The organism is Variovorax sp. VRV01 (assembly GCF_014852545.1).
Taxonomy (GTDB): domain Bacteria; phylum Pseudomonadota; class Gammaproteobacteria; order Burkholderiales; family Burkholderiaceae_C; genus Variovorax; species Variovorax beijingensis_A.
Genome location: NZ_JACVBS010000019.1, coordinates 93,915 through 111,502, shown reverse-complemented (window position 1 = coordinate 111,502; position 17,588 = coordinate 93,915). Strand labels below are relative to the sequence as shown.

The 17,588-nt window shown below is 69.3% G+C and carries 18 protein-coding genes; 5 read left to right on the top strand and 13 right to left on the bottom strand.

All coding sequences use genetic code 11. From position 1 onward, the window contains the following. Positions 1-126 precede the first annotated feature (126 nt). The 8 genes from IB278_RS27325 to IB278_RS27290 all read right to left on the bottom strand — a co-directional run bounded on the left by IB278_RS27325 (position 127) and on the right by IB278_RS27290 (position 8,200). Positions 127-1,506 carry an amidase gene (locus IB278_RS27325; protein ID WP_145738755.1) on the bottom strand — a complete coding sequence of 460 codons (1,380 nt, stop codon included), beginning with the start codon at positions 1,504-1,506 and terminating at the stop codon, positions 127-129. Positions 1,507-1,512: 6 nt separating this feature from the next. Continuing rightward, a complete protein-coding gene (locus IB278_RS27320; RefSeq protein WP_145738753.1) occupies positions 1,513-2,553 on the bottom strand; it encodes a TRAP transporter substrate-binding protein in 1,041 nt (346 codons plus the stop codon). A 43-nt stretch (positions 2,554-2,596) separates the two neighbouring features. Next, positions 2,597-3,889, bottom strand: a complete 1,293-nt coding sequence (locus IB278_RS27315) for a TRAP transporter large permease (RefSeq protein ID WP_145738751.1) — start codon at positions 3,887-3,889, stop codon at positions 2,597-2,599. Further along, positions 3,886-4,554: a TRAP transporter small permease subunit gene (locus tag IB278_RS27310; RefSeq protein WP_192326758.1), complete on the bottom strand. Its 669-nt coding sequence runs from the start codon at positions 4,552-4,554 to the stop codon at positions 3,886-3,888. Before IB278_RS27310 ends, IB278_RS27315 begins: the two co-directional genes overlap by 4 nt. A gap of 11 nt (positions 4,555-4,565) precedes the next feature. Continuing rightward, positions 4,566-5,642 carry a TRAP transporter substrate-binding protein gene (locus IB278_RS27305; protein ID WP_145738748.1) on the bottom strand — a complete coding sequence of 359 codons (1,077 nt, stop codon included), beginning with the start codon at positions 5,640-5,642 and terminating at the stop codon, positions 4,566-4,568. A 174-nt stretch (positions 5,643-5,816) separates the two neighbouring features. Further along, positions 5,817-6,656: an IclR family transcriptional regulator gene (locus IB278_RS27300; RefSeq protein ID WP_145738746.1), complete on the bottom strand. Its 840-nt coding sequence runs from the start codon at positions 6,654-6,656 to the stop codon at positions 5,817-5,819. 174 nt (positions 6,657-6,830) lie between these two features. Further along, a complete protein-coding gene (locus IB278_RS27295; protein WP_145738744.1) occupies positions 6,831-7,235 on the bottom strand; it encodes a phage holin family protein in 405 nt (134 codons plus the stop codon). A 56-nt stretch (positions 7,236-7,291) separates the two neighbouring features. Next, on the bottom strand, positions 7,292-8,200 hold the full coding sequence (locus IB278_RS27290) for a LysR substrate-binding domain-containing protein (RefSeq protein ID WP_145738742.1): 909 nt from the start codon (positions 8,198-8,200) through the stop codon (positions 7,292-7,294). A gap of 177 nt (positions 8,201-8,377) precedes the next feature. On the opposite strand from IB278_RS27290, the gene IB278_RS27285 reads away from it, so the two are divergent. From IB278_RS27285 to IB278_RS27275, 3 genes are read left to right on the top strand one after another with little or no spacing between them, the layout of a single operon-like run. Next, a complete protein-coding gene (locus IB278_RS27285; protein ID WP_145738740.1) occupies positions 8,378-9,577 on the top strand; it encodes an acyl-CoA dehydrogenase in 1,200 nt (399 codons plus the stop codon). 8 nt (positions 9,578-9,585) lie between these two features. After that, on the top strand, positions 9,586-10,824 hold the full coding sequence (locus IB278_RS27280) for a CaiB/BaiF CoA transferase family protein (RefSeq protein WP_192326756.1): 1,239 nt from the start codon (positions 9,586-9,588) through the stop codon (positions 10,822-10,824). 25 nt (positions 10,825-10,849) lie between these two features. Beyond that, on the top strand, positions 10,850-11,290 hold the full coding sequence (locus IB278_RS27275) for a VOC family protein (protein ID WP_145738737.1): 441 nt from the start codon (positions 10,850-10,852) through the stop codon (positions 11,288-11,290). Here the strand turns inward: IB278_RS27275 and IB278_RS27270 are convergent. Beyond that, positions 11,287-11,745 (bottom strand): hypothetical protein, encoded by a 459-nt coding sequence (locus tag IB278_RS27270; RefSeq protein WP_145738735.1) that lies wholly within the window; start codon positions 11,743-11,745, stop codon positions 11,287-11,289. The genes IB278_RS27275 and IB278_RS27270 overlap by 4 nt on opposite strands. Positions 11,746-11,844: 99 nt before the next feature. Here IB278_RS27270 and IB278_RS27265 point away from each other — a divergent pair, with 99 nt between their 5' ends. Both IB278_RS27265 and IB278_RS27260 read left to right on the top strand, forming a co-directional pair. Next, positions 11,845-12,675, top strand: coding sequence for an isocitrate lyase/PEP mutase family protein (locus IB278_RS27265; protein WP_145738733.1), 831 nt, complete (start codon positions 11,845-11,847; stop codon positions 12,673-12,675). Between the two features lie 16 nt (positions 12,676-12,691). After that, positions 12,692-13,273, top strand: a complete 582-nt coding sequence (locus IB278_RS27260) for a uracil-DNA glycosylase family protein (protein WP_192326754.1) — start codon at positions 12,692-12,694, stop codon at positions 13,271-13,273. On the opposite strand, the gene IB278_RS27255 is transcribed toward IB278_RS27260, so the two are convergent. From IB278_RS27255 to IB278_RS27240, 4 genes are read right to left on the bottom strand one after another with little or no spacing between them, the layout of a single operon-like run. After that, entirely contained in the window at positions 13,270-14,943 is a 1,674-nt protein-coding gene (locus IB278_RS27255) for an amidohydrolase (protein ID WP_145738730.1), read from the bottom strand. The genes IB278_RS27260 and IB278_RS27255 overlap by 4 nt on opposite strands. Positions 14,944-14,945: 2 nt before the next feature. Continuing rightward, complete coding sequence (locus IB278_RS27250) at positions 14,946-15,944, bottom strand: tripartite tricarboxylate transporter substrate binding protein (protein ID WP_145738728.1); 999 nt, start codon at positions 15,942-15,944, stop codon at positions 14,946-14,948. A 53-nt stretch (positions 15,945-15,997) separates the two neighbouring features. Then, on the bottom strand, positions 15,998-16,357 hold the full coding sequence (locus tag IB278_RS27245) for a cupin domain-containing protein (protein WP_192326752.1): 360 nt from the start codon (positions 16,355-16,357) through the stop codon (positions 15,998-16,000). A gap of 25 nt (positions 16,358-16,382) precedes the next feature. Next, a complete protein-coding gene (locus IB278_RS27240) occupies positions 16,383-17,384 on the bottom strand; it encodes a quinone oxidoreductase family protein (protein WP_225613201.1) in 1,002 nt (333 codons plus the stop codon). Between the last annotated feature and the right edge of the window lie 204 nt (positions 17,385-17,588).

The following is a 17,588-nucleotide window of genomic DNA, read 5'->3' as shown; positions in this document are numbered from 1 at the left end:
GGATGGCATAGGCCTCGCTGCGGCTGGCCGTCTGCAGCAGCGCCGAGGGCACGCGCCGCCCCTCGCGCCGCGCGAGGCACAGCGCGTGCGCGGCGCTGGCCGGCGCAAGGCCGCCGGCCGCCGCGCTCACAGGGCGGGAAAGCGCTGCCACGGATGGGCGCGTTCGAATTGGCGGGCCAGCGCCAGCAGCGCGTCGTCGCCGCCTTCGCGCGCGACCAGCTGCAGCCCCACCGGCAGGCCCTCGGCAAAGCCGCAGGGCAGCGCGATCGCGGGCAGGCCCACGGCATTGACGAAGCCCGCGAACACCGCATGGCCGCGCGGACCGACCTCGTGGCCGTCGATGCGCGGCGGATGCGTGTCGGCCGCGGGCCAGGGCAGCGCCGCGGTCGCGGGGGTCAGCAGGAAGTCGTGCTGTTCGAACAGGCCTGCGAGTTCGCCGCGCAGGCGCTCGGCCTCGAACAGCAGTTCGAACAGCTCGCGCGCGGAGGCGGCGCGGCCGGTCCCGGTGTTGGCCTGCATTGCGGGGCCGAACAGCGCGGGATCGAAGGGCCGCGGCCAGAGTTCTTGCGGATGGTCCACCAGCCAGGCCAGCCCCACCTGCGCGAGCAGCGGCCAGCGCTGGTTCACCGCCTCGGCCAGCTCGAAGCGCGGCAGCGTCGTGACATGATGGCCGAGCGCGGCCAGGTTCTCGGCGGCGGCATCCACCAGCCGCGCGATGTGCGGGTCCACCGGGTGGTCCGCGAAGCGGGGCAGGTAGAGGATGCGCGCGGGCTTGGCTTCATGCGGTGCATCGGCCGCGGCGCGCGGCGCGATCGCCCGCATGACCGTGGCCACGTCGTCCACGCAGCGCGCCATCGGCCCCACCACCTCGAAGTCCAGGAAGATCGGCGGCAGCCCGCCGCCGCGCCGCACGCGGCCGCGCGAGGGCTTGAGCCCGACGAGGTTGGTGTGCGAGGCGGGCCGGCGGATGGAGCCGCCGCCGTCGGTGCCCAGCGCGATCGGGCAGCCGCCCGCCGCCACCAGCGCCACCGCGCCGCCCGAGGAGCCGCCGGGCGTGAGCGCCGGGTTCCACGGATTGCCGGTGGGCCCGAAGACCGGGTTGCCGGTGTAGCCCTGCATCGTGAACTCGGGCACGTTGGTCTTGCCGAAGATCACCGCGCCGGCTTCGCGCAGCCGCGCCACCGGCAGTTCGTCGCGCTCGGCGACCAAGCCGGCCAGCGCGCGGCTGCCCCAGTGCGTGGGCAGGCCGCGCACCTGCAGGTTGTCCTTGATGGTGGCCGGCACGCCATCGAGCGCGCCGAGCGCGTTGCCCGAGCGCCAGCGCGCGGTGCTTTGCGCGGCGGCCTCGGCCGCGCCTTCGGCATCGAGCACGACCAGCGCGTTGAGCCGCGGGTTCACCTCGGCCGTGCGCGCCAGGCAGGCCGCGAGCGCCTGTTCCGGCGTGAAGGCGCCGGCGCCAAAGCCGTCGGCGAGCTGGGCTGCCGTGAGTTGCCAGAGTGCTTTCATCGTGGCTTACCGCAGGCCCACCACCGGCGCGACGACCTGCTTCCAGGTGGCCGAGCACTTGTCGTAGGACTTGTCGCAAACCTCGGCCCACAGCGGCAGAGAGACCGCGCCGACCGCGTCGTGCACCAGCTTCTGGTCGGCCGGCTTCACCGGCACTTCCTTCATGGTGTAGCGCTTGCCGAGCTTGCACGGCTCGCGCCCCACGTTGCAGCGCGAGGCGTCGTCCCACAGCTCGCGCGAATAGGCCCAGGTGTCGGCCTCCAGCTGCTGGAAGGCGGCCGTCATCCTGGCTTGCTGCCCGGGCGGCAGCGCGTTCCACTTCTTCAGGTTGATGGCATAGGCGACGAAGTGGGTCTGGAAGCCGATCGGCATGACGTGCGTGGTCACGTCGGGCCAGCCGGCCGAGTTGGCGGAGCTCGGCCCGGTGATCGCGCAGTCGACCACGCCGCGTTCCAGCGCCTGCTGCGTCTCGGTGAATGCAAGGGCCACCGGAATGCCGTCGAGCCGCTCGATGAAGCGTGCGAGCGACTGGTCGCTCACGCGCACCTTCTTGCCCTTGAGATCGGCAAGGCCTGCAATCGGGGTCTTGCAGAACATGATCTGCGGGCCGAACGGATAGGTGCCCAGCAGCTTGGCGCCGTGGCGTTCCTGCAGCCGTGTGTCGAGCGGCGCGCGGTAGGCATCGACCACCTTGCGCGCGGTGTCGTAGTCGGTCGACAGGCCGACGATGTCGGGGCCGAGCAGGAACGGGTCGTCGCGCGAGACCTGCGCGAGGCGCAGCGCCACGATGTCGAACAGCCCCGACTTCACCACGCGCAGGCCGTCGGCGTCCTTCATGCCGAGCACGTCGAGCGGCTTGTACTCGGCATCGATCGGCAGCCCGGTGTTCTTCGCGAAGTTCTCGAAGAAGGGCTGCTCCCTGTTCTGCTGGATCAGGCCTCCGGACACCAGGCTGCCCGCCACGCGCAGCCGCGCGTTCTCGGCCAGCGCGGGCAGCGCCTGGGCGAGGGCGGCCGCGGCAACGAGGGCGAGCTTGAGTTTCTTCATGGCTTCTGCTTGTGGAAGGTTGAGGGACCGCAGACGAAGCGGCTCACATGTGGCCCGGCAGCCAGGTCACCAGCTGCGGCACGGCCAGCAGCAGCAGGGTGAACAGGATCATGATCAGCGCATAGGGCAGCGCGCCGTAGATCGCGTCCTCGATGCCGCCCTTGTCAGGCCGGATGCCGTGCACCACGAACAGGTTCATGCCCACCGGCGGCGTGATGAGCCCGAGCTCGCACATCAGCACGATGAAGATGCCGAACCAGATCGGATCGACCCCCAGTGCAGTGGCGATCGGATAGGTAATGGGAATGGTGGCCACCTGCATCGACAGCACGTCCATGAACATGCCGAGCACCAGGTAGAACAGCATCAGCGCGAGGATCAGCCCCGTGGCCGACAGGCCCAGGCCCGAGACCCACTTGGTCATGGCCTCGGCCACGCCGGTGAGGCTCACCGTCAGGTTCAGCACGAAGGCCGCCACCACGATCAGCAGGATCATGCCGCTCACGCGCGCGGTCGAGACGAAGCAGTTGCGCATCAGCTCCCAGCTCAGCTTGCCCGAGTGCAGCACGAAGCCCAGCGCCGCGATCACGCCCAGCGCGGCGCTTTCGGCCGCGGTCGCAATGCCGAAGTAGAGGCTGCCCATCACGATGCCGAACACCACCGCCGGCGGCACCAGGTGCACCAGCGCGCGGATGCGTTCATCGAGCGGCACCTTGGGCTCACGCATCGCATTGCCGCTTGCCAGGCTGGAGACCGCGATCCAGAGCATGAAGAAGCCGGTCAAGAGCAGGCCCGGGATGATGCCGGCGATGAACAGCTTGCCGATCGAGTTGTTGGTGAGGGAGCCGTACACGATCATGTTCACGCTGGGCGGAATCAGGATGCCCAGCGTGCCGCCGGCGGCCAGGCTGCCGAGCGAGGCGCGCATCGAGTAGCCGCGCCGGTGCAGCGAAGGCAGCGCCACCGTGCCCACCGTGGCGGCGGTGGCCACCGACGAGCCCGAGGTGGCCGCGAACAGCGCGCAGCTGCCGATGTTGGTGTGCAGCAGCCCGCCGGGCAGGCGGCCGAGCCAGGCCGACAGCGCGATGTACATGCGGTCGGCGATGCCCGAGCGCAGCAGCAGTTCGCCGAGCAGCACGAACAGCGGCACCGAGGTCAGCAGGTTCTCGTTCTGCACGCCCCAGACCACGGGCGCGATCGAGTCCATGAAGGGCGTGCCGTAGGCCGCGATGCCGCCGACGATGCCCACCAGCGCCATCGACACGGCAATCGGCATGCCGACCAGCATCATGCCGAGCATCGCGAAGAACGCGAGTCCTATGACGAGCAGGTTCATGGCTTGCCTCCTTCGCCCGGCTGCGGCGCCTGGCGCACCGCGAGGTCGTCGAGCTCTTCCTTGAGTTCTTCCTTGGCGCTCTTGGGATGGAAGTCGGTATTCAGCGCCGCGATGTCGCCGCGAAGCAGCAGCCGGGTGGCGCGCAGCGCGAGCCCGCAGGCCACCAGCGCGAAGATCACCAGCCCCGCATACCAGACGCCCTGCGGAATGATCAGCGGCGTGGCCCACGGCGTCTGCGCGGTGCTGCGGTAGACCATGGTGTCGCCGATCACCTTGAACGCCACCCAGCCGATGAAGACCGCGAGCGCGGCCAGCGACACTGCCGAGATCCAGTTCAGCAGCGCCTGCACGCGGACCGGAAACTTCTCGTGGAACACGTCGACGCGGATGTGGTTGCGGCCTATCAGCGCGAGGCTGAAGGCAATGGTCGAGCCCACCGCAAGCGCATAGCCGCCGAGCTCGTCCGCGCCCTGCAGCGAGATGTTGAACATCTTGCGCGCGGCGGTTTCGATGGTCACGATCACCGACAGGCCGAGGAAGATCGCGCCGAAGAGGGTGGCCAGCACCGTCTCCACGCGCGTCTTGAAGTCGGCGCGCCGCGGCGCGGCCGGCGCTCCCTGCGCTCCTGCAGGCGAGGCGGCGGTGGACTGCGGCCGCTCGCTCATGGCCGCGCTGCTCACTTGAGCCCCAGCACCGGCGCCACCGTTGCCTGCCAGCCCTTGGAACAGCCCGGGTTCGACTTGTCGCAGACCTCGGCCCACACCGGCAGCGACACCTTGCCGACCGCGCCGCGCACCAGCTCGAGGTCGGCCGGCGTGACCGGCACGTCGACCAGCTTGAACTTCTTGCCGGTGGTGCACGGGTCCTTGCCGGCATTGCAGTTGAGCGCATCGCGGAACAGCTCTTCGGAGTACTTCCACACCTCTTCGGTCAGGCCGTCGAAGGCCGCCTTGAGCTTGGCCTGCTGCTCGGGCTTGAGCGCGTTCCACGACTTCATCGTCATGCCGTAGCCGTTGAGCGCCATCTGGAAGCCGATGGCCAGCTGGTGGGTCGTGACTTCGGGCCAGCCGGCCGAGTTGGCCGAGCTCGGCCCGGTGATGGCGCAGTCGACCACGCCGAGCGACAGCGACTGGTGCGTGTCGGCGAACGACACCGGCACCGGCGTGCCACCCACCATTTCGATGAACTTGGCCAGGTTCTGGTCGTACACGCGCACCTTCATGCCCTTGATGTCGGCCAGCGAGGCAATCGGCTTCTTGCAGAACAGGATCTGCGGGCCGAAGGGCCACACGCCGAGCAGCTTCACGTTGAACTGCTGCTGCAGCCGCGCATCGACCGTGTCGAAGTAGGCCTTGGCCACCTTGCGGCCGGTGGCGTAGTCAGGCGCGGCGCCGACCAGGTCGAGGCCCAGGATCGTCGGCTCGTCGCGCGAGTTCTGCGACACGCGCAGCGAGACGATGTCGAACAGGCCCGCCTTCATCACGCGCAGCTGCTCGGTGTCCTTGATGCCGAGCGTGTCGATGGGCTTGTAGTCCACATCGATCGGCAGGCCGGTGCGGGCGGCAAAGTTCTCGAAGAAGGGCTGTTCCTTGTTCTTCTGGATCAGCCCGGTGGCCAGCGGCTGGCCGATGGCCTTCAGCTTGATCCGGTCCTGCGCCTGGGCGGCGGGAAGGGCGAGCAGCGTGGCCAGCGCGAGCACGAAGGTTGCGGCGAACAGTTTTGAAAAGGGCTTGGCAAGAGGGCGCATCGGCATGATTTCTCCTGGGAGGGCAAAGGTGGGCGGATTGGCAAGGCGGCAATGGAGAAGGCCATTGAACCGCGCCGCAAGGCACGCGCGCGGAGTTTTCCGCGCACCGGGAACCGCAGAAAAAATCTTTGCGGATCAAGCACTTGGCGCCGCACGCCGGTGGAAGACGCGGGCTGGCGGCTACTTCAGGCGCCCGCCGTAGGCCGCGGTGATCTCGTCGGCGGCGCTGCGCACCGTGGCACCGAGCTGCGCGAAGTCGGCCGCCTTGATGCGCTGCGTCGGCCCCACCAGCGAGATCGCGCCGAAAGGCTGGCCATGCTCGTCGCGGATGGCGGCGGCAATGCAGCGCAGGCCCACGGCGTTCTGCTCGTCGTCCACCGCATAGCCCGCGCGGCGCACCTCGCCCAGGGTTTCATGCAGCCGCGACGCACGCGCAATGGTGTTGGGCGTGAGCTTGGGCAGGCCGTAGGTGCGCAGGTACTGCAGCACGTCGTCCTCGGCCATGGCGGCCAGGATGGCCTGCCCCATGGCGGTGCCGTGCAACGGTGCGCGAAAGCCCGGCTTGCCGATGGCGCGCATCAGCTCGCGGCTTTCCACCTGCGTGACGAACACGATGTCGCCCAGGTCGGCAATGCCCAGGTTGATGCTTTCGCCCGAGCTGTCGCGCAGCCGCCGCATCACCGGCAGCGCCAGGTGCGCGATGCGGCGCCGGCGCCCGAAGGCCGCGCCCACCGAGAAGCAGCGCACGCCCACATACCAGAGGCTGGTTTCGCGGTCGAACTGGACGAACTGGCGCTGCTCCAGCGTTGTGAGCAGGCGGTGCGCAGTGGACGACGACAGGCCGCTGCGCGCCGCGATGTCGACCAGGCGGTAGCCCTCGTCGTCGTCGGCCAGCAGTTCGAGCAGCTGCATGGCCCGCGTGAGCGATTGCACGGTGCCGTCGCCGTCGCGGTCGATGCGCATGACCTTGCCGGCGGCCTTGGAGGAAGAGGAGGAGCGGGGGGAGCTGCTGTCCGTCATGTCCAAATCCTTGCAAGTTGCACGCCACCCCCGTCGCCGGCCCGGCCGCAGCCGCTCAGCGCCGGTGCGTCCGGCTATCTTTGTCGACAAAAGTACTGAATATTGTCGACATCATCCTCGTCAATCAAGCGCCCGGGGGCAGTGATTACGCGGATGCCCCGGCCCTTGCGGCAGCTACAGCCACTTGCCGCTGCCCGTCGGCATCTGGATGGTGGTGGCGGGGTCGCCGCTGTTCACCAGCGAATCGATCGCAATGCTCAGCAGCGAGATGAAGATGCTCGCGAAGAACGCGGTCCAGAAGCCCGAGAGCCTGAACCCGCGCACCAGCGCGGCCACCAGCATGATCATCAGCGCATTGATCACCAGCAGGAAGAGGCCGAGGGTCAACAGCGTCAGCGGCAGCGTGAGCACGATCAGGAGCGGCTTGACGACGGCATTGGCCAGGCCCAGCAGCAGGGCCGAGATCACGAGCGCGGACGTGCTCTCGAACTTGATGCCGCGAAAGATCAGGCTGGCCACCCACAGCGACAGCGCGGTGATGGCCCAGTGCACGAGAAAGGGGGCGATGTTGTTCAGCATGGTGTGAGGGGCGCAAGGTGGTGCGCGATGGTGCGGACCATCATATCGGCACTGTCTCAGGCGGCGCTGCGCTGCGCCTCGGCCAGCAGCCAGTCGCTGAAGAACTTCAAGAGCGGCCGCTGGTCGGCGCGCTCGGGCGTCACGAGGTAGTAGTTGCGCTCGCCCGACAGCGGCCGTGCGCAGGCCACCACCAGTTCGCCGCGCGCGAGTTCGTCGGCCACCAGCATCGTGGGCATCAGCGCCACGCCCAGGCCGTGCGAGGCGGCCGCGGCCAGGATGGAGAACAGCTCGTAGCGCGGCCCGCCGCGCGCATTGGGCGCGTCGATCTGCTGCGCGTCGAACCACTGGCGCCAGCCGTCGGGCCGCGTGCTTTGCTGCAGCAGCGGCATCTGCGCGATGGCCGCGGGCGCCACAGCCTTGCCGCGCGGCAACAGCGAGGGGCTGCATACCGGCACCACGTCCTCGTGCATCAGCATCAGGGCGCGCGTGCCGGCCCAGTTCTCGACCTGCGCGGGCGTGCCGGCGTACAGCGCGGCGTCGAACTCCGCGTCGGCAAAGAGAAAGGGCCGGGTGCGCGTCTCGATGTGCACCACCACGTCGGGCTGCAGCGCCGCGAAGCCCTTGAGCCGCGGCATCAGCCAGCGCGTGGCAAAGGTGGGCACGGCCGCCAATGAGAGCGAGCCGCCTTCGCCCTGGTGCGCCATGGCGTCGAGCGTGTCGCGCTCCATGGCCTCGAGCCGCTTGGTGATCTGGCGCGCATAGGCCGCGCCGCTGGCGGTGAGCGCCACGCCGTGGCGGGTGCGGCGGAACAGCGCCACGCCCAGGAAGGCTTCGAGCGTGCCGATCTGGCGCGACACCGCGCTCTGCGTGAGCGCGAGTTCCTGCGCGGCGCGCGTGTAGCTCTCGTGGCGCGCGGCCGCGTCGAAGCACACCAGGGTCTGCAGGGGCGGGATCTTGCGGCGCATGTATGCCAGTAGTGTATGACTGGACGGACGCCGTCGCCAATGGAAACGTCTTGCCGCATGGGTGCCAGATGTGCGAAAGACGCATATCTGGGTGAGGATTCATCGTTTGCGCCCAACCCCCCGCATGGCTAGGATCGGTCCATTCCCCCTCTTTTTTTCTCTTCCGGAGACAAGCACATGGCCGCCAAAGCGCAATTCCACTGGGACGACCCCCTTCTTCTCGACCAGCAGCTGACCGACGAAGAACGCATGATCCGCGACGCGGCCAATGCCTACTGCCAGGAGCGCCTCGCGCCCCGCGTCATCGAGGGCTTCCGCAGCGGCGAGACCGACCCCGCCATCTTTCGCGAAATGGGCGCGCTCGGCCTGCTGGGCCCGACGATTCCCGAGCAGTACGGCGGCCCCGGCCTCAACTACGTGGCTTACGGACTGATCGCGCGCGAAGTCGAGCGCGTCGATTCGGGCTACCGCTCGATGGCCAGCGTGCAGAGCTCGCTGGTGATGGTGCCGATCTTCGAATTCGGCACCGAGGCGCAGAAGCAGAAATTCCTGCCCAAGCTCGCCACCGGCGAATGGATCGGCTGCTTCGGCCTGACCGAACCCGACCACGGCTCCGACCCCGGCAGCATGGTGACGCGCGCCAAGAAAGTGCCGGGCGGCTATTCGCTTTCCGGCGCCAAGATGTGGATCAGCAACTCGCCGATCGCCGATGTGTTCGTGGTCTGGGCCAAGGAAGTCAGCGAAAGCGGCACGGTCGGCCCGATCCGCGGCTTCGTGCTCGAGAAGGGCATGAAGGGCCTCTCGGCCCCCGCGATCCACGGCAAGGTCGGCCTGCGCGCCAGCATCACCGGCGAGATCGTGATGGACAACGTGTTCTGCCCCGAGGAAAACGCCTTCCCCGAAGTGCAGGGCCTGAAAGGCCCCTTCACCTGCCTCAACAGCGCGCGCTACGGCATCTCCTGGGGCGCGCTCGGCGCCGCCGAAGACTGCTGGCACCGCGCCCGCCAGTACACGCTGGACCGCAAGCAGTTCGGCCGCCCGCTCGCCGCCAACCAGCTGATCCAGAAGAAGCTGGCCGACATGCAGACCGAGATCACGCTGGGCCTGCAGGGCAGCCTGCGCCTGGGCCGCATGAAGGACGAAGGCACGGCCTCGGTCGAGATCACCTCGATCATGAAGCGCAACAACTGCGGCAAGGCCCTCGACATCGCCCGCCTGGCGCGCGACATGATGGGTGGCAACGGCATCAGCGACGAGTTCGGCGTGGCGCGCCACCTCGTGAACCTCGAGGTGGTCAACACCTACGAAGGCACGCACGACATCCACGCGCTCATTTTGGGCCGCGCCATCACCGGCATCGCCGCCTTCGCCAACTGAAGGAACGCATGACCGCCAAGCCCGCAGCACTCGACGGCATCAAGGTCCTCGATCTGTCCCGCGTGCTCGCGGGCCCGTGGTGCACGCAGATCCTCGCGGACCTGGGCGCCGACGTCATCAAGATCGAACGCCCCGGCGTCGGCGACGACACGCGCACCTGGGGCCCGCCCTTCATCAAGGACGCGGACGGCAACGACACCGACCAGGCCAGCTACTTCACGGCCTGCAACCGCAACAAGCGCTCGGTCACGGTCGACATGGCCACGCCCGAGGGGCAGGCGCTCCTGAAGCAGATGGCGGCGCAGGCCGACATCGTGGTGGAGAACTTCAAGACCGGTGGGCTCAGGCAGTACGGCCTCGACCACCAGAGCCTGCGCGCGGCCAACCCGCGCCTCATCTACTGCAGCGTGACCGGCTTCGGCCACGACGGCCCCTACGCCGAGCGCGCGGGCTACGACCTGATGATCCAGGCCATGACCGGCATGATGAGCATCACCGGCCGGCCCGACGGCGAGCCCGGCGGCGGCCCGCTGCGCGTGGGCGTGGCGCTGACCGACCTGTTCACCGGCGTCTACGCGAGCACCGCCATCCTCGCGGCGCTGCAGGTGCGCGACCGCACGGGCGAAGGCCAGCACATCGACATGGCGCTGCTCGACGTGGGCATGGCCATCCTCGCCAACCAGGCGAGCGCTTTTCTCAATACCGGCAAGGCACCGCAGCGCCAGGGCAACACACACCCGAGCCTCGCGCCCTACCAGGACTTTCCGACGCAGGACGGCTCGATGCTGCTGGCCATCGGCAACAACGGCCAGTTCGCGCGCTTCTGCGAAGCGGCCGGCCATGCGGAATGGGCCACCGACGCGCGCTTTGCGAGCAACACGCTGCGTGTGAAGCACCGCGGCGTGCTGATTCCGATGATGGAAGAGCTCACGCGTACCCGCAGCACTGCCGACTGGGTCGCGCTGCTCGAAGACAAGGCCGTGCCCTGCGGCCCGATCAACGACATCGCGCAGGCCTTCGACGATGCGCAGGTCAAGTCGCGCGGCCTGGCCGTCACGCTGCCGCGCGATGCGGGCGACGGCATCGCCAGCATCACCGGCGTGGCGAGCCCGCTGCGCCTCACGGCCACGCCGCCCGTGCTGCGCCACGCGCCGCCGGCGCTCGGGCAGCACACGCGCGAGGTGCTGGCCGAATTCGGCATCGATGCCGCGCGCTTCGACGCGCTGCGCGCGGCCGGCGTGGTCTGAACCCCATGTAGAAAGGACGCACGCCATGGCCAACCCGACGCACAGCCCGCCGTTCTCGGTCCTGCGCATCGACCATGTCGTGCTGCGCGTGAAGGACATCGAGCGGTCGATTGCCTTCTACCGCGACGTGCTGGGCTGCCAGGTCGAGAAGCGCCGCGACGACCTGGGGCTGGTACACCTGCGGGCCGGTTCGAGCCTCATCGACCTCGTCTCGCACGACGGCCCGCTCGGCCGGCAGGGTGGTGCGCTCGCGGGCAAGGAAGGCCGCAACGTCGACCACCTCTGCCTGCGCATCGAGCCCTTCGACGAGGCCGCCATCCGCGCGCTGATGGCCCGGCACGACGTGCCGGTGCATGGCGAGGTGCAGAACAACTTCGGCGCCGAGGGCAACGGGCCTTCGATCTACATCGCCGACCCCGACGGCAACGGCGTCGAGCTGAAAGGGCCGGCAGGCGGCAGCTTCTAGCCGGCGCGCCCGATGGTCGCCACGGCGAACACCGCCACGCCGAGCGCGAGGTTCACCGTCACCAGCAGGCGCACGGTGTTGAGCCGCGCGGCCGCCACCGGCCACGCGCTTTCTTCCACTGCGCGGCGCATCGCCCTGAACACCGAGGCGCGGATGTAGACGTAGATGCCGGCCATCACGAGGGCGATGCCCATCATCGCCTCGATGCGCCAGTGCACCGCGCGGAAGCCGCCCGCGAACAGGATCATCGCCACGCCGGTCGCGAACAGCAGCGTGACGGCCGCGTCCACGCCCACGAAGAAGCGCCGCAGCGCCGCCGCCATGGTGCGCAGGCGCAGCGGCGGTTCCAGCGTGGCGACCGCGGCGGGGCGCACCGCGAAGTGCAGGGTGGCCATGCCGCCGACCCAGAAGGCGGCGGCGAGAAGATGGATGAAGAGCAGGATGACGTAGGACATGGGGCCCGATCAGAACACCGAAAGCTGTGCCCGCGCAATGTCCGCCCCGTTGCGTTAAAAACCCATGCTTCGCACGCAAGAAAGAAAGATGAGGCTTCCATGACCCGCACCGTCGCCCAGAAACGCGCCGAGTTCCGCGCGCTCCACCAGCAGGGATGCTTCGCCATTCCGAATCCCTGGGACAAGGGCAGCGCGCGCTACCTGCAGGGCCTGGGCTTCAAGGCGCTGGCCACCACCAGCTCGGGCCATGCGTGGTCGCAGGGCCTGGCCGACGGAGGGCAATCGCGCGACACCATGCTGGCCCACCTGCGCGACATCGTCAGTGCCACCGACCTGCCGGTGAATGCGGACTTCGAGAACGGCTTTGCGGCCGATGCGCAGGGCGTGGCCGAAAGCGTGCGCCTGGCCGTCGAGACCGGCGTGGCGGGCCTGTCGATCGAGGACTCGACCGGCGATGCGGCGAATCCGCTGTTCGAGATCGGCGTGGCGGTCGAGCGGCTGCGCGCGGCGCGCCACGCCATCGATGCGGCCGGCGGCGACACGCTGCTGGTGGGCCGCGCCGAGAATTTCTTCGCCGGCCGCCCCGACCTGGACGACGCCATCGCCCGCCTCAAGGCCTACGCCGAAGCCGGCGCTGACTGCCTCTACGCACCGGGCATCCGCACGCGCGAGCAGATCGCCGCGGTGGTGGCCGCGGTTGCACCCAAGCCGGTCAACCTGCTGATCGGCTGGCCCAGCGAGCTCAACATGCAGGACATTGCCGCGCTCGGCGTGCGGCGCGTCAGCGTGGGCGGCGCGCTCGCCCGCGCGGCCTGGGGCGGCTTCGACCGCGCCGCGCGGGCGCTGGCCGAGAAGGGGCGTTTCGACGGCTTCGAAGGCGCGGCCTCGGGGGCCGATCTCAATGGCTTCTTCGGCCGGTTCTCCGAATAGCGCGCGTGCCGGCGCCATGGACGTGTTGCTCGCGGAAATCCGCAGCTGCACCGCCTGCGCCGCACAGCTGCCGCTGGGCCCGAGGCCCGTCGTGCAGGCCAGCGCCAGCGCGCGCCTCTTAATCGTCGGCCAGGCGCCGAGCCTGACGGTGCATGCCACCGGCCTGCCATGGGATGACAAGAGCGGCGAGCAATTGCGCCGCTGGCTCGGCATCGACCGAGAGGTTTTCTACGACGCCGCGCGCATCGCGATCATGCCGATGGGCTACTGCTACCCGGGCCGCGGCAGCAGCGGCGACCTGCCGCCGCGCCGCGAGTGCGCCGAACTCTGGCATGCGCGCCTGCTCGCGCAGATGAGCCGGGTCGCGCTCACGCTCTTGATCGGCCAGTACGCGCAGCGCCACTTCCTGGGCGCGGCGCGCAAGGCCGGCGTCACCGAAACCGTCGCGGCCTTTGCGGACTATGCGCCGCGCTTCATTCCGCTGCCGCATCCGTCGCCGCGCAACACCGGCTGGTTCAAGCACCACCCGTGGTTCGAGAGCGAGGTGCTGCCGGTGCTGCGCGAACGCGTGCGGCGGGCGCTCGCAAAGCCCTCCTAGGGTGCCGCGGCCACCGAGGTGCCTGCCCCATCGAAGGGCCGCGCGGCATACACCACGCGTCCGCCCACCACCGTCATCAGCGACACCGTCTTGCCGATGCGCTCCAGCGGCACCGAGAAGAAGTCCTGGTCGAGGATCGCGAAGTCCGCGAGCTTGCCCACTTCGAGCGTTCCGCGTTTGCCCTCGTCGAAGCTGAACCACGCGCTGCCCACCGTGTAGAGCCGCAGCGCCTGTTCGCGCGTGGGCGTCTCGTCGGCGCCGCGCATGGGCTTGCCGCTCACCGTCCTGCCGTCGAGCATCCATTGCAGCGCGACGAAGGGGTTGTACGAAGCCACGCGGTGCGCATCGGTGCCGGCACCCACATTCACGCCGGTGCGCAGCGCGCTGCCGATGGGCGGCATGCGGCGCGCCGCGTCGCCGCGCGTGGCGAGTGCGCGGTCGCCCTGGAAGTACATCGCATCCTGCAGGGTCCAGCCGATGCCGAGCGCCTTCATGCGCGCGAGCGTTTCGGGCGAGGCGTCGTCCAGGTGCGCGATCGACCAGCGCAGGTCCTTGATCGGCACTTCGGCGTTGAGCTTCTCGTAGAGCCCGAGCAGGTGCTCGACCGAGCCGTTCTCCTGCCAGTGGATGGTGACCGCGAGCTTGCGCATCGCCGCCCACTTGATGAGCTCGTAGAACTTCTCCTTCGCGGCCGCGTCGGGAAAATTGTTGTTGTACATCGCGAGCGTCACGCGTTCGCCGAGGCCGTTGAACTTGAGCATCTCGTCGCCGAAGCCCATCGGCAGCATCTGCGTGAGATCGCGGAACTCCTGCAGTTCGGCGCCGGGCTTCTGCGCGAACACGCTGTAGGCCACGCGCAGCGTCAGCGCCTTCTCGCGCCACAGCTCGAACAGCGCCGCATACTGCGAAGGCGCGATGCTGAAGCCGCCCGGATCCACCAGGCCGGTGACGCCCAGGCGGTTCAGCTCGCGGAAGAAGGCGCGCGTGCCGGCCAGGTTGTCCTCGTAGGTCGGCTTGGGCAGCTTGTCGAACAGGGCCGAGATGCCGACGATGTCGCCCGTCATCCAGCCAGGTGCCCCGTCCGTCGCGGGTTTCATGCCGGCCGGCAGCGTGCCCGCCGGAACGCCGAGCGCTTCGAGCGCCTTGGGCGTCATCACCACCGCTTCATAGAACAGCTGCACGTACACCGGATGGTTGGGCGCGGCCTCCTGCAGCTCGGCCATGGTGGGGCGGCGGCGCTCGGCGAACTGCTGCTCGGTCCAGCCCCCGGCCACGATCAGCCAGCCGCCGGGCCGCGCACGCGCGGCCGCGGCGCGGATGCGCTCCATGGCTTCGCTGATGCTGCCGGCGCCGATCCAGTTGACCTCGGTCGAGTAGCTCAGTGCCGCGCGAACCGCATGCATGTGCGAGTCGATCAGGCCCGGGATCACGGTGCGGCCGCCCGCATCCACCGTGCGCGTGATCGGACCCGAGAGCGCGCGCATCTGCGCGGCATTGCCGACTGCAATGATGCGGCCGTCGCGCACGGCCAGCGCCTGTGCGGTGGTGGAGGCCGCGTCGAGCGTGGCGATCTTCGCGTTGGTGACGACCAGGTCGGCCGGCTGGGCCCGTGCGGCGAGCGGCAGCAGCAATGCGGCGGTTGTGGCCGCCGTGAGCAGTGTGCGCAGCATGGTCAGTCCACCTTGATGCTGGCGGCCTTGACCACCTGCTGCGCCTTGGCCGTTTCATCGGCAATGAACTTGTTGAACTGCGCCGACGGCATCGTGAAGGGCTCGGCGCCGAGCTTGTCGAGCCGTTCCTTGAGTTCGGGCGAGGCCATGATCTTCGCGACCTCGGCCTGCAGGCGGTCCACCACCGGCTGCGGCGTCTTCGCAGGTGCGAACAGCCCGACCCAGAACAGGTATTCGGAACCCGGCACGCCGGCTTCCACCGTGGTGGGCGCATCGGGCAGCGCGGGCGAGCGCTTCGCGGTGCCCACGGCCAGCGCCTGCAGCTTGCCGCTCTTGATGAGCGGCAGGGCCGACACCATCGGCGCGAAGAACCAGTCGACGCGCCCGGCCATCACCTCGGTCATGGCCTCGGGCGTGCCGCGGAAGGGCACGTGCTGCGCATCGAGGCCGGCCGCCAGGCGGAACACCTCGGCGTTCATGTGCGTGGCCGAGCCGTTGCCCGCGGAGCCATAGTTGAGGCCGCCCGGCCTGGCCTTGGCCTTTGCGACCAGGTCCGACACGTTCGCGAAGTGCGAAGGCGCGGCCACCAGCACATTGGGCAGGCTCGCCATCGGCGTGATGCCGGTGAAGTCCTTGAGGGTGTCGTACGACAGGCCCTTGTAAATCCACGGGTTCACCAGATGCCCGGCCGAATGCACCAGCAGCGTGTAGCCGTCGGCCGGCGCCTTGGCCGTGATCGCTGCACCCAGCGTGCCGCCGGCGCCGGGCTTGTTGTCCACCACCACGCTGGTGCCCAGCGCGGGGCCGAGCTTCTCGGCCACGAGCCGCGCGACGATGTCGGTGCCGCTGCCTGCGGTGAACGGAACCACGAGCTTGATCGGCTGCGCGCCGGGCCATGCGCCTTGCGCGTGTGCGCCGGTGCCGCCGAGCGTGCAGGCCGCGAATGCCGCGGCCATCGTGAGCGCCTGCCGGCGGCTCCAGGTGTGGAATGTCTTCTTCATGCGTCTTGTCTCCGTTGATTTAATTGGGTGAGCGATGAATGACTGAAGAGGGCCTAGGTGGCCGGCGGTGCGTTCGGCATCACCAGCGCCACCAGCACCGGCCGATTGCTGCGGTTCTCGAGCTGGCGCTTCTCGCCGGGCGCGAAGCGGCAGCTGTCGTAGGGGCCGAGCACTTCTTCCTGGTGCGTGCCATCGAGTTCGCCGACCACATGGAGCTGGCCTTCGAGCACGAGGTAGAGCTTTTCCATCGGCGAGCCGTCGAGCCCGGTGTGGCCGCCGGGCAGGATCTGGCTCATGCCCATCCACATCTGCGTCGAGGGCCCGGCCTCCTTGCCCTGCAGGCGCAGGCAGCGCATGTCGAAATGATTGGGCGCCTCGTAGTGCGGCGCTTCGCTGAAACGGGTCACGTGCATGGCGGTGTTCCTGGGGTTGTTCGATTCAGGGGCGCAGCACGACGCGGTCGGTGCTGCCCGAGAGCACGAGCCGGTAGGCGTCCATGGCTTCGTCGAGCGTGAAGTGCCGCGCCACGGGAAAGGGCTTGAGCGTGCCGCGCTCGAAGCCTTCGCGCATCGCGTCGAGCTGGGCGGTGGAGGCCACGCAGTCCATCGCGAGCGAGTCGATGCCCACGAAGGTGTGCATGCCGCGGTAGAACGCGAAGATGTCGAAGGGCACGGCGCGCTCGTGCGTCGCGATGAAGATCTGCGTCGCGCCCTTGGCCATGGCCTTGTTGGCGGCCTCGAAGTAGGCGCTGCCGACGGTGTTGTAGACGATGTGCGCGCCGCGCCCACCGGTGAGCTCGCGCACCTGCGCGCCCACGTCGGCATGGTGGCGCGCGTCGATCACGTCGACCGGCCCGCACGCGAAGCCCTCGAAGGGCCCTGCGCGGCGCTGCACCGCGATCACGCGCGCACCGGCCTGCGACGCGAGCTGCACCGCCGCCTGGCCGACCTTGCCGTTGGCGCCGAGCACCAGCACGGTCTGCCCGGCCTGCGGCATGCCGCTGCGGCGAAAGCCTTCGTACGCGGTGACGAAGGGCACGCCCACGGCGCCGGCCTCGTCCATCGAGATGCCCTGGGGCTTGGCACGCAGCGCGGCCTCGGGCAGCACGAGATAGCGTGCATGCGAGCCGTCGCGCGTGATGCCGATGTCGCCGCCCGAGCCATAGACCTCGCGGCCGATCCATTCGGCCGGACCGCTGACCACGGTGCCCGCGAAGTCGCGGCCGGGGGTGCGCGGCCAGACGGCTTGCGGCATGAGGCCCAGCGCGGCCTTCACATCACTCGGGTTGACCGCGGCGGCGGCGACTTGCACCACGGCGTGGCCGGGGGGGGCTGTGGGTTCCGGCTGCGGCGCGGCCTGGATCTGCAGCGCGTCGAGGTTGGCGGCCTTTTCGTTCACGCGCAGTGCGCGGGAGGTGGTGTGCATTGCGGCGATGCTCATGGGTGCGTGTGTTGTTTGGATGTGCTGTTGTTCGGGGTGCGTGCACAGGCCACCGGGTACTCCCCTCCGCGAATGTCCCCCGGCCTTCGGCCTCCTCCTTGATTTCGCTGCGGGGAGCACCCGATGTCCTGTGCACGATGGGCGTGGCTGTGGTGCTGGTTGATCAACGACCGCTCTGCATAACGCTTCCGCCGATGGGGTGCC

Excerpts from the sequence above, each read along its gene's own strand:
- IB278_RS27295 (WP_145738744.1), bottom strand. The coding sequence starts at position 7,235 with ATGCTGAACAACATCGCCCCCTTTCTCGTGCACTGGGCCATCACCGCG.
- IB278_RS27260 (WP_192326754.1), top strand. The coding sequence starts at position 12,692 with ATGGACGTGTTGCTCGCGGAAATCCGCAGCTGCACCGCCTGCGCCGCA.
- IB278_RS27250 (WP_145738728.1), bottom strand. The coding sequence starts at position 15,944 with ATGAAGAAGACATTCCACACCTGGAGCCGCCGGCAGGCGCTCACGATG.
- IB278_RS27310 (WP_192326758.1), bottom strand. The coding sequence starts at position 4,554 with ATGAGCGAGCGGCCGCAGTCCACCGCCGCCTCGCCTGCAGGAGCGCAG.
- IB278_RS27300 (WP_145738746.1), bottom strand. The coding sequence starts at position 6,656 with ATGACGGACAGCAGCTCCCCCCGCTCCTCCTCTTCCTCCAAGGCCGCC.
- IB278_RS27265 (WP_145738733.1), top strand. The coding sequence starts at position 11,845 with ATGACCCGCACCGTCGCCCAGAAACGCGCCGAGTTCCGCGCGCTCCAC.
- IB278_RS27280 (WP_192326756.1), top strand. The coding sequence starts at position 9,586 with ATGACCGCCAAGCCCGCAGCACTCGACGGCATCAAGGTCCTCGATCTG.
- IB278_RS27255 (WP_145738730.1), bottom strand. The coding sequence starts at position 14,943 with ATGCTGCGCACACTGCTCACGGCGGCCACAACCGCCGCATTGCTGCTG.
- IB278_RS27305 (WP_145738748.1), bottom strand. The coding sequence starts at position 5,642 with ATGCCGATGCGCCCTCTTGCCAAGCCCTTTTCAAAACTGTTCGCCGCA.
- IB278_RS27270 (WP_145738735.1), bottom strand. The coding sequence starts at position 11,745 with ATGTCCTACGTCATCCTGCTCTTCATCCATCTTCTCGCCGCCGCCTTC.
- IB278_RS27275 (WP_145738737.1), top strand. The coding sequence starts at position 10,850 with ATGGCCAACCCGACGCACAGCCCGCCGTTCTCGGTCCTGCGCATCGAC.
- IB278_RS27290 (WP_145738742.1), bottom strand. The coding sequence starts at position 8,200 with ATGCGCCGCAAGATCCCGCCCCTGCAGACCCTGGTGTGCTTCGACGCG.
- IB278_RS27325 (WP_145738755.1), bottom strand. The coding sequence starts at position 1,506 with ATGAAAGCACTCTGGCAACTCACGGCAGCCCAGCTCGCCGACGGCTTT.
- IB278_RS27245 (WP_192326752.1), bottom strand. The coding sequence starts at position 16,357 with ATGCACGTGACCCGTTTCAGCGAAGCGCCGCACTACGAGGCGCCCAAT.
- IB278_RS27240 (WP_225613201.1), bottom strand. The coding sequence starts at position 17,384 with ATGAGCATCGCCGCAATGCACACCACCTCCCGCGCACTGCGCGTGAAC.
- IB278_RS27315 (WP_145738751.1), bottom strand. The coding sequence starts at position 3,889 with ATGAACCTGCTCGTCATAGGACTCGCGTTCTTCGCGATGCTCGGCATG.
- IB278_RS27320 (WP_145738753.1), bottom strand. The coding sequence starts at position 2,553 with ATGAAGAAACTCAAGCTCGCCCTCGTTGCCGCGGCCGCCCTCGCCCAG.
- IB278_RS27285 (WP_145738740.1), top strand. The coding sequence starts at position 8,378 with ATGGCCGCCAAAGCGCAATTCCACTGGGACGACCCCCTTCTTCTCGAC.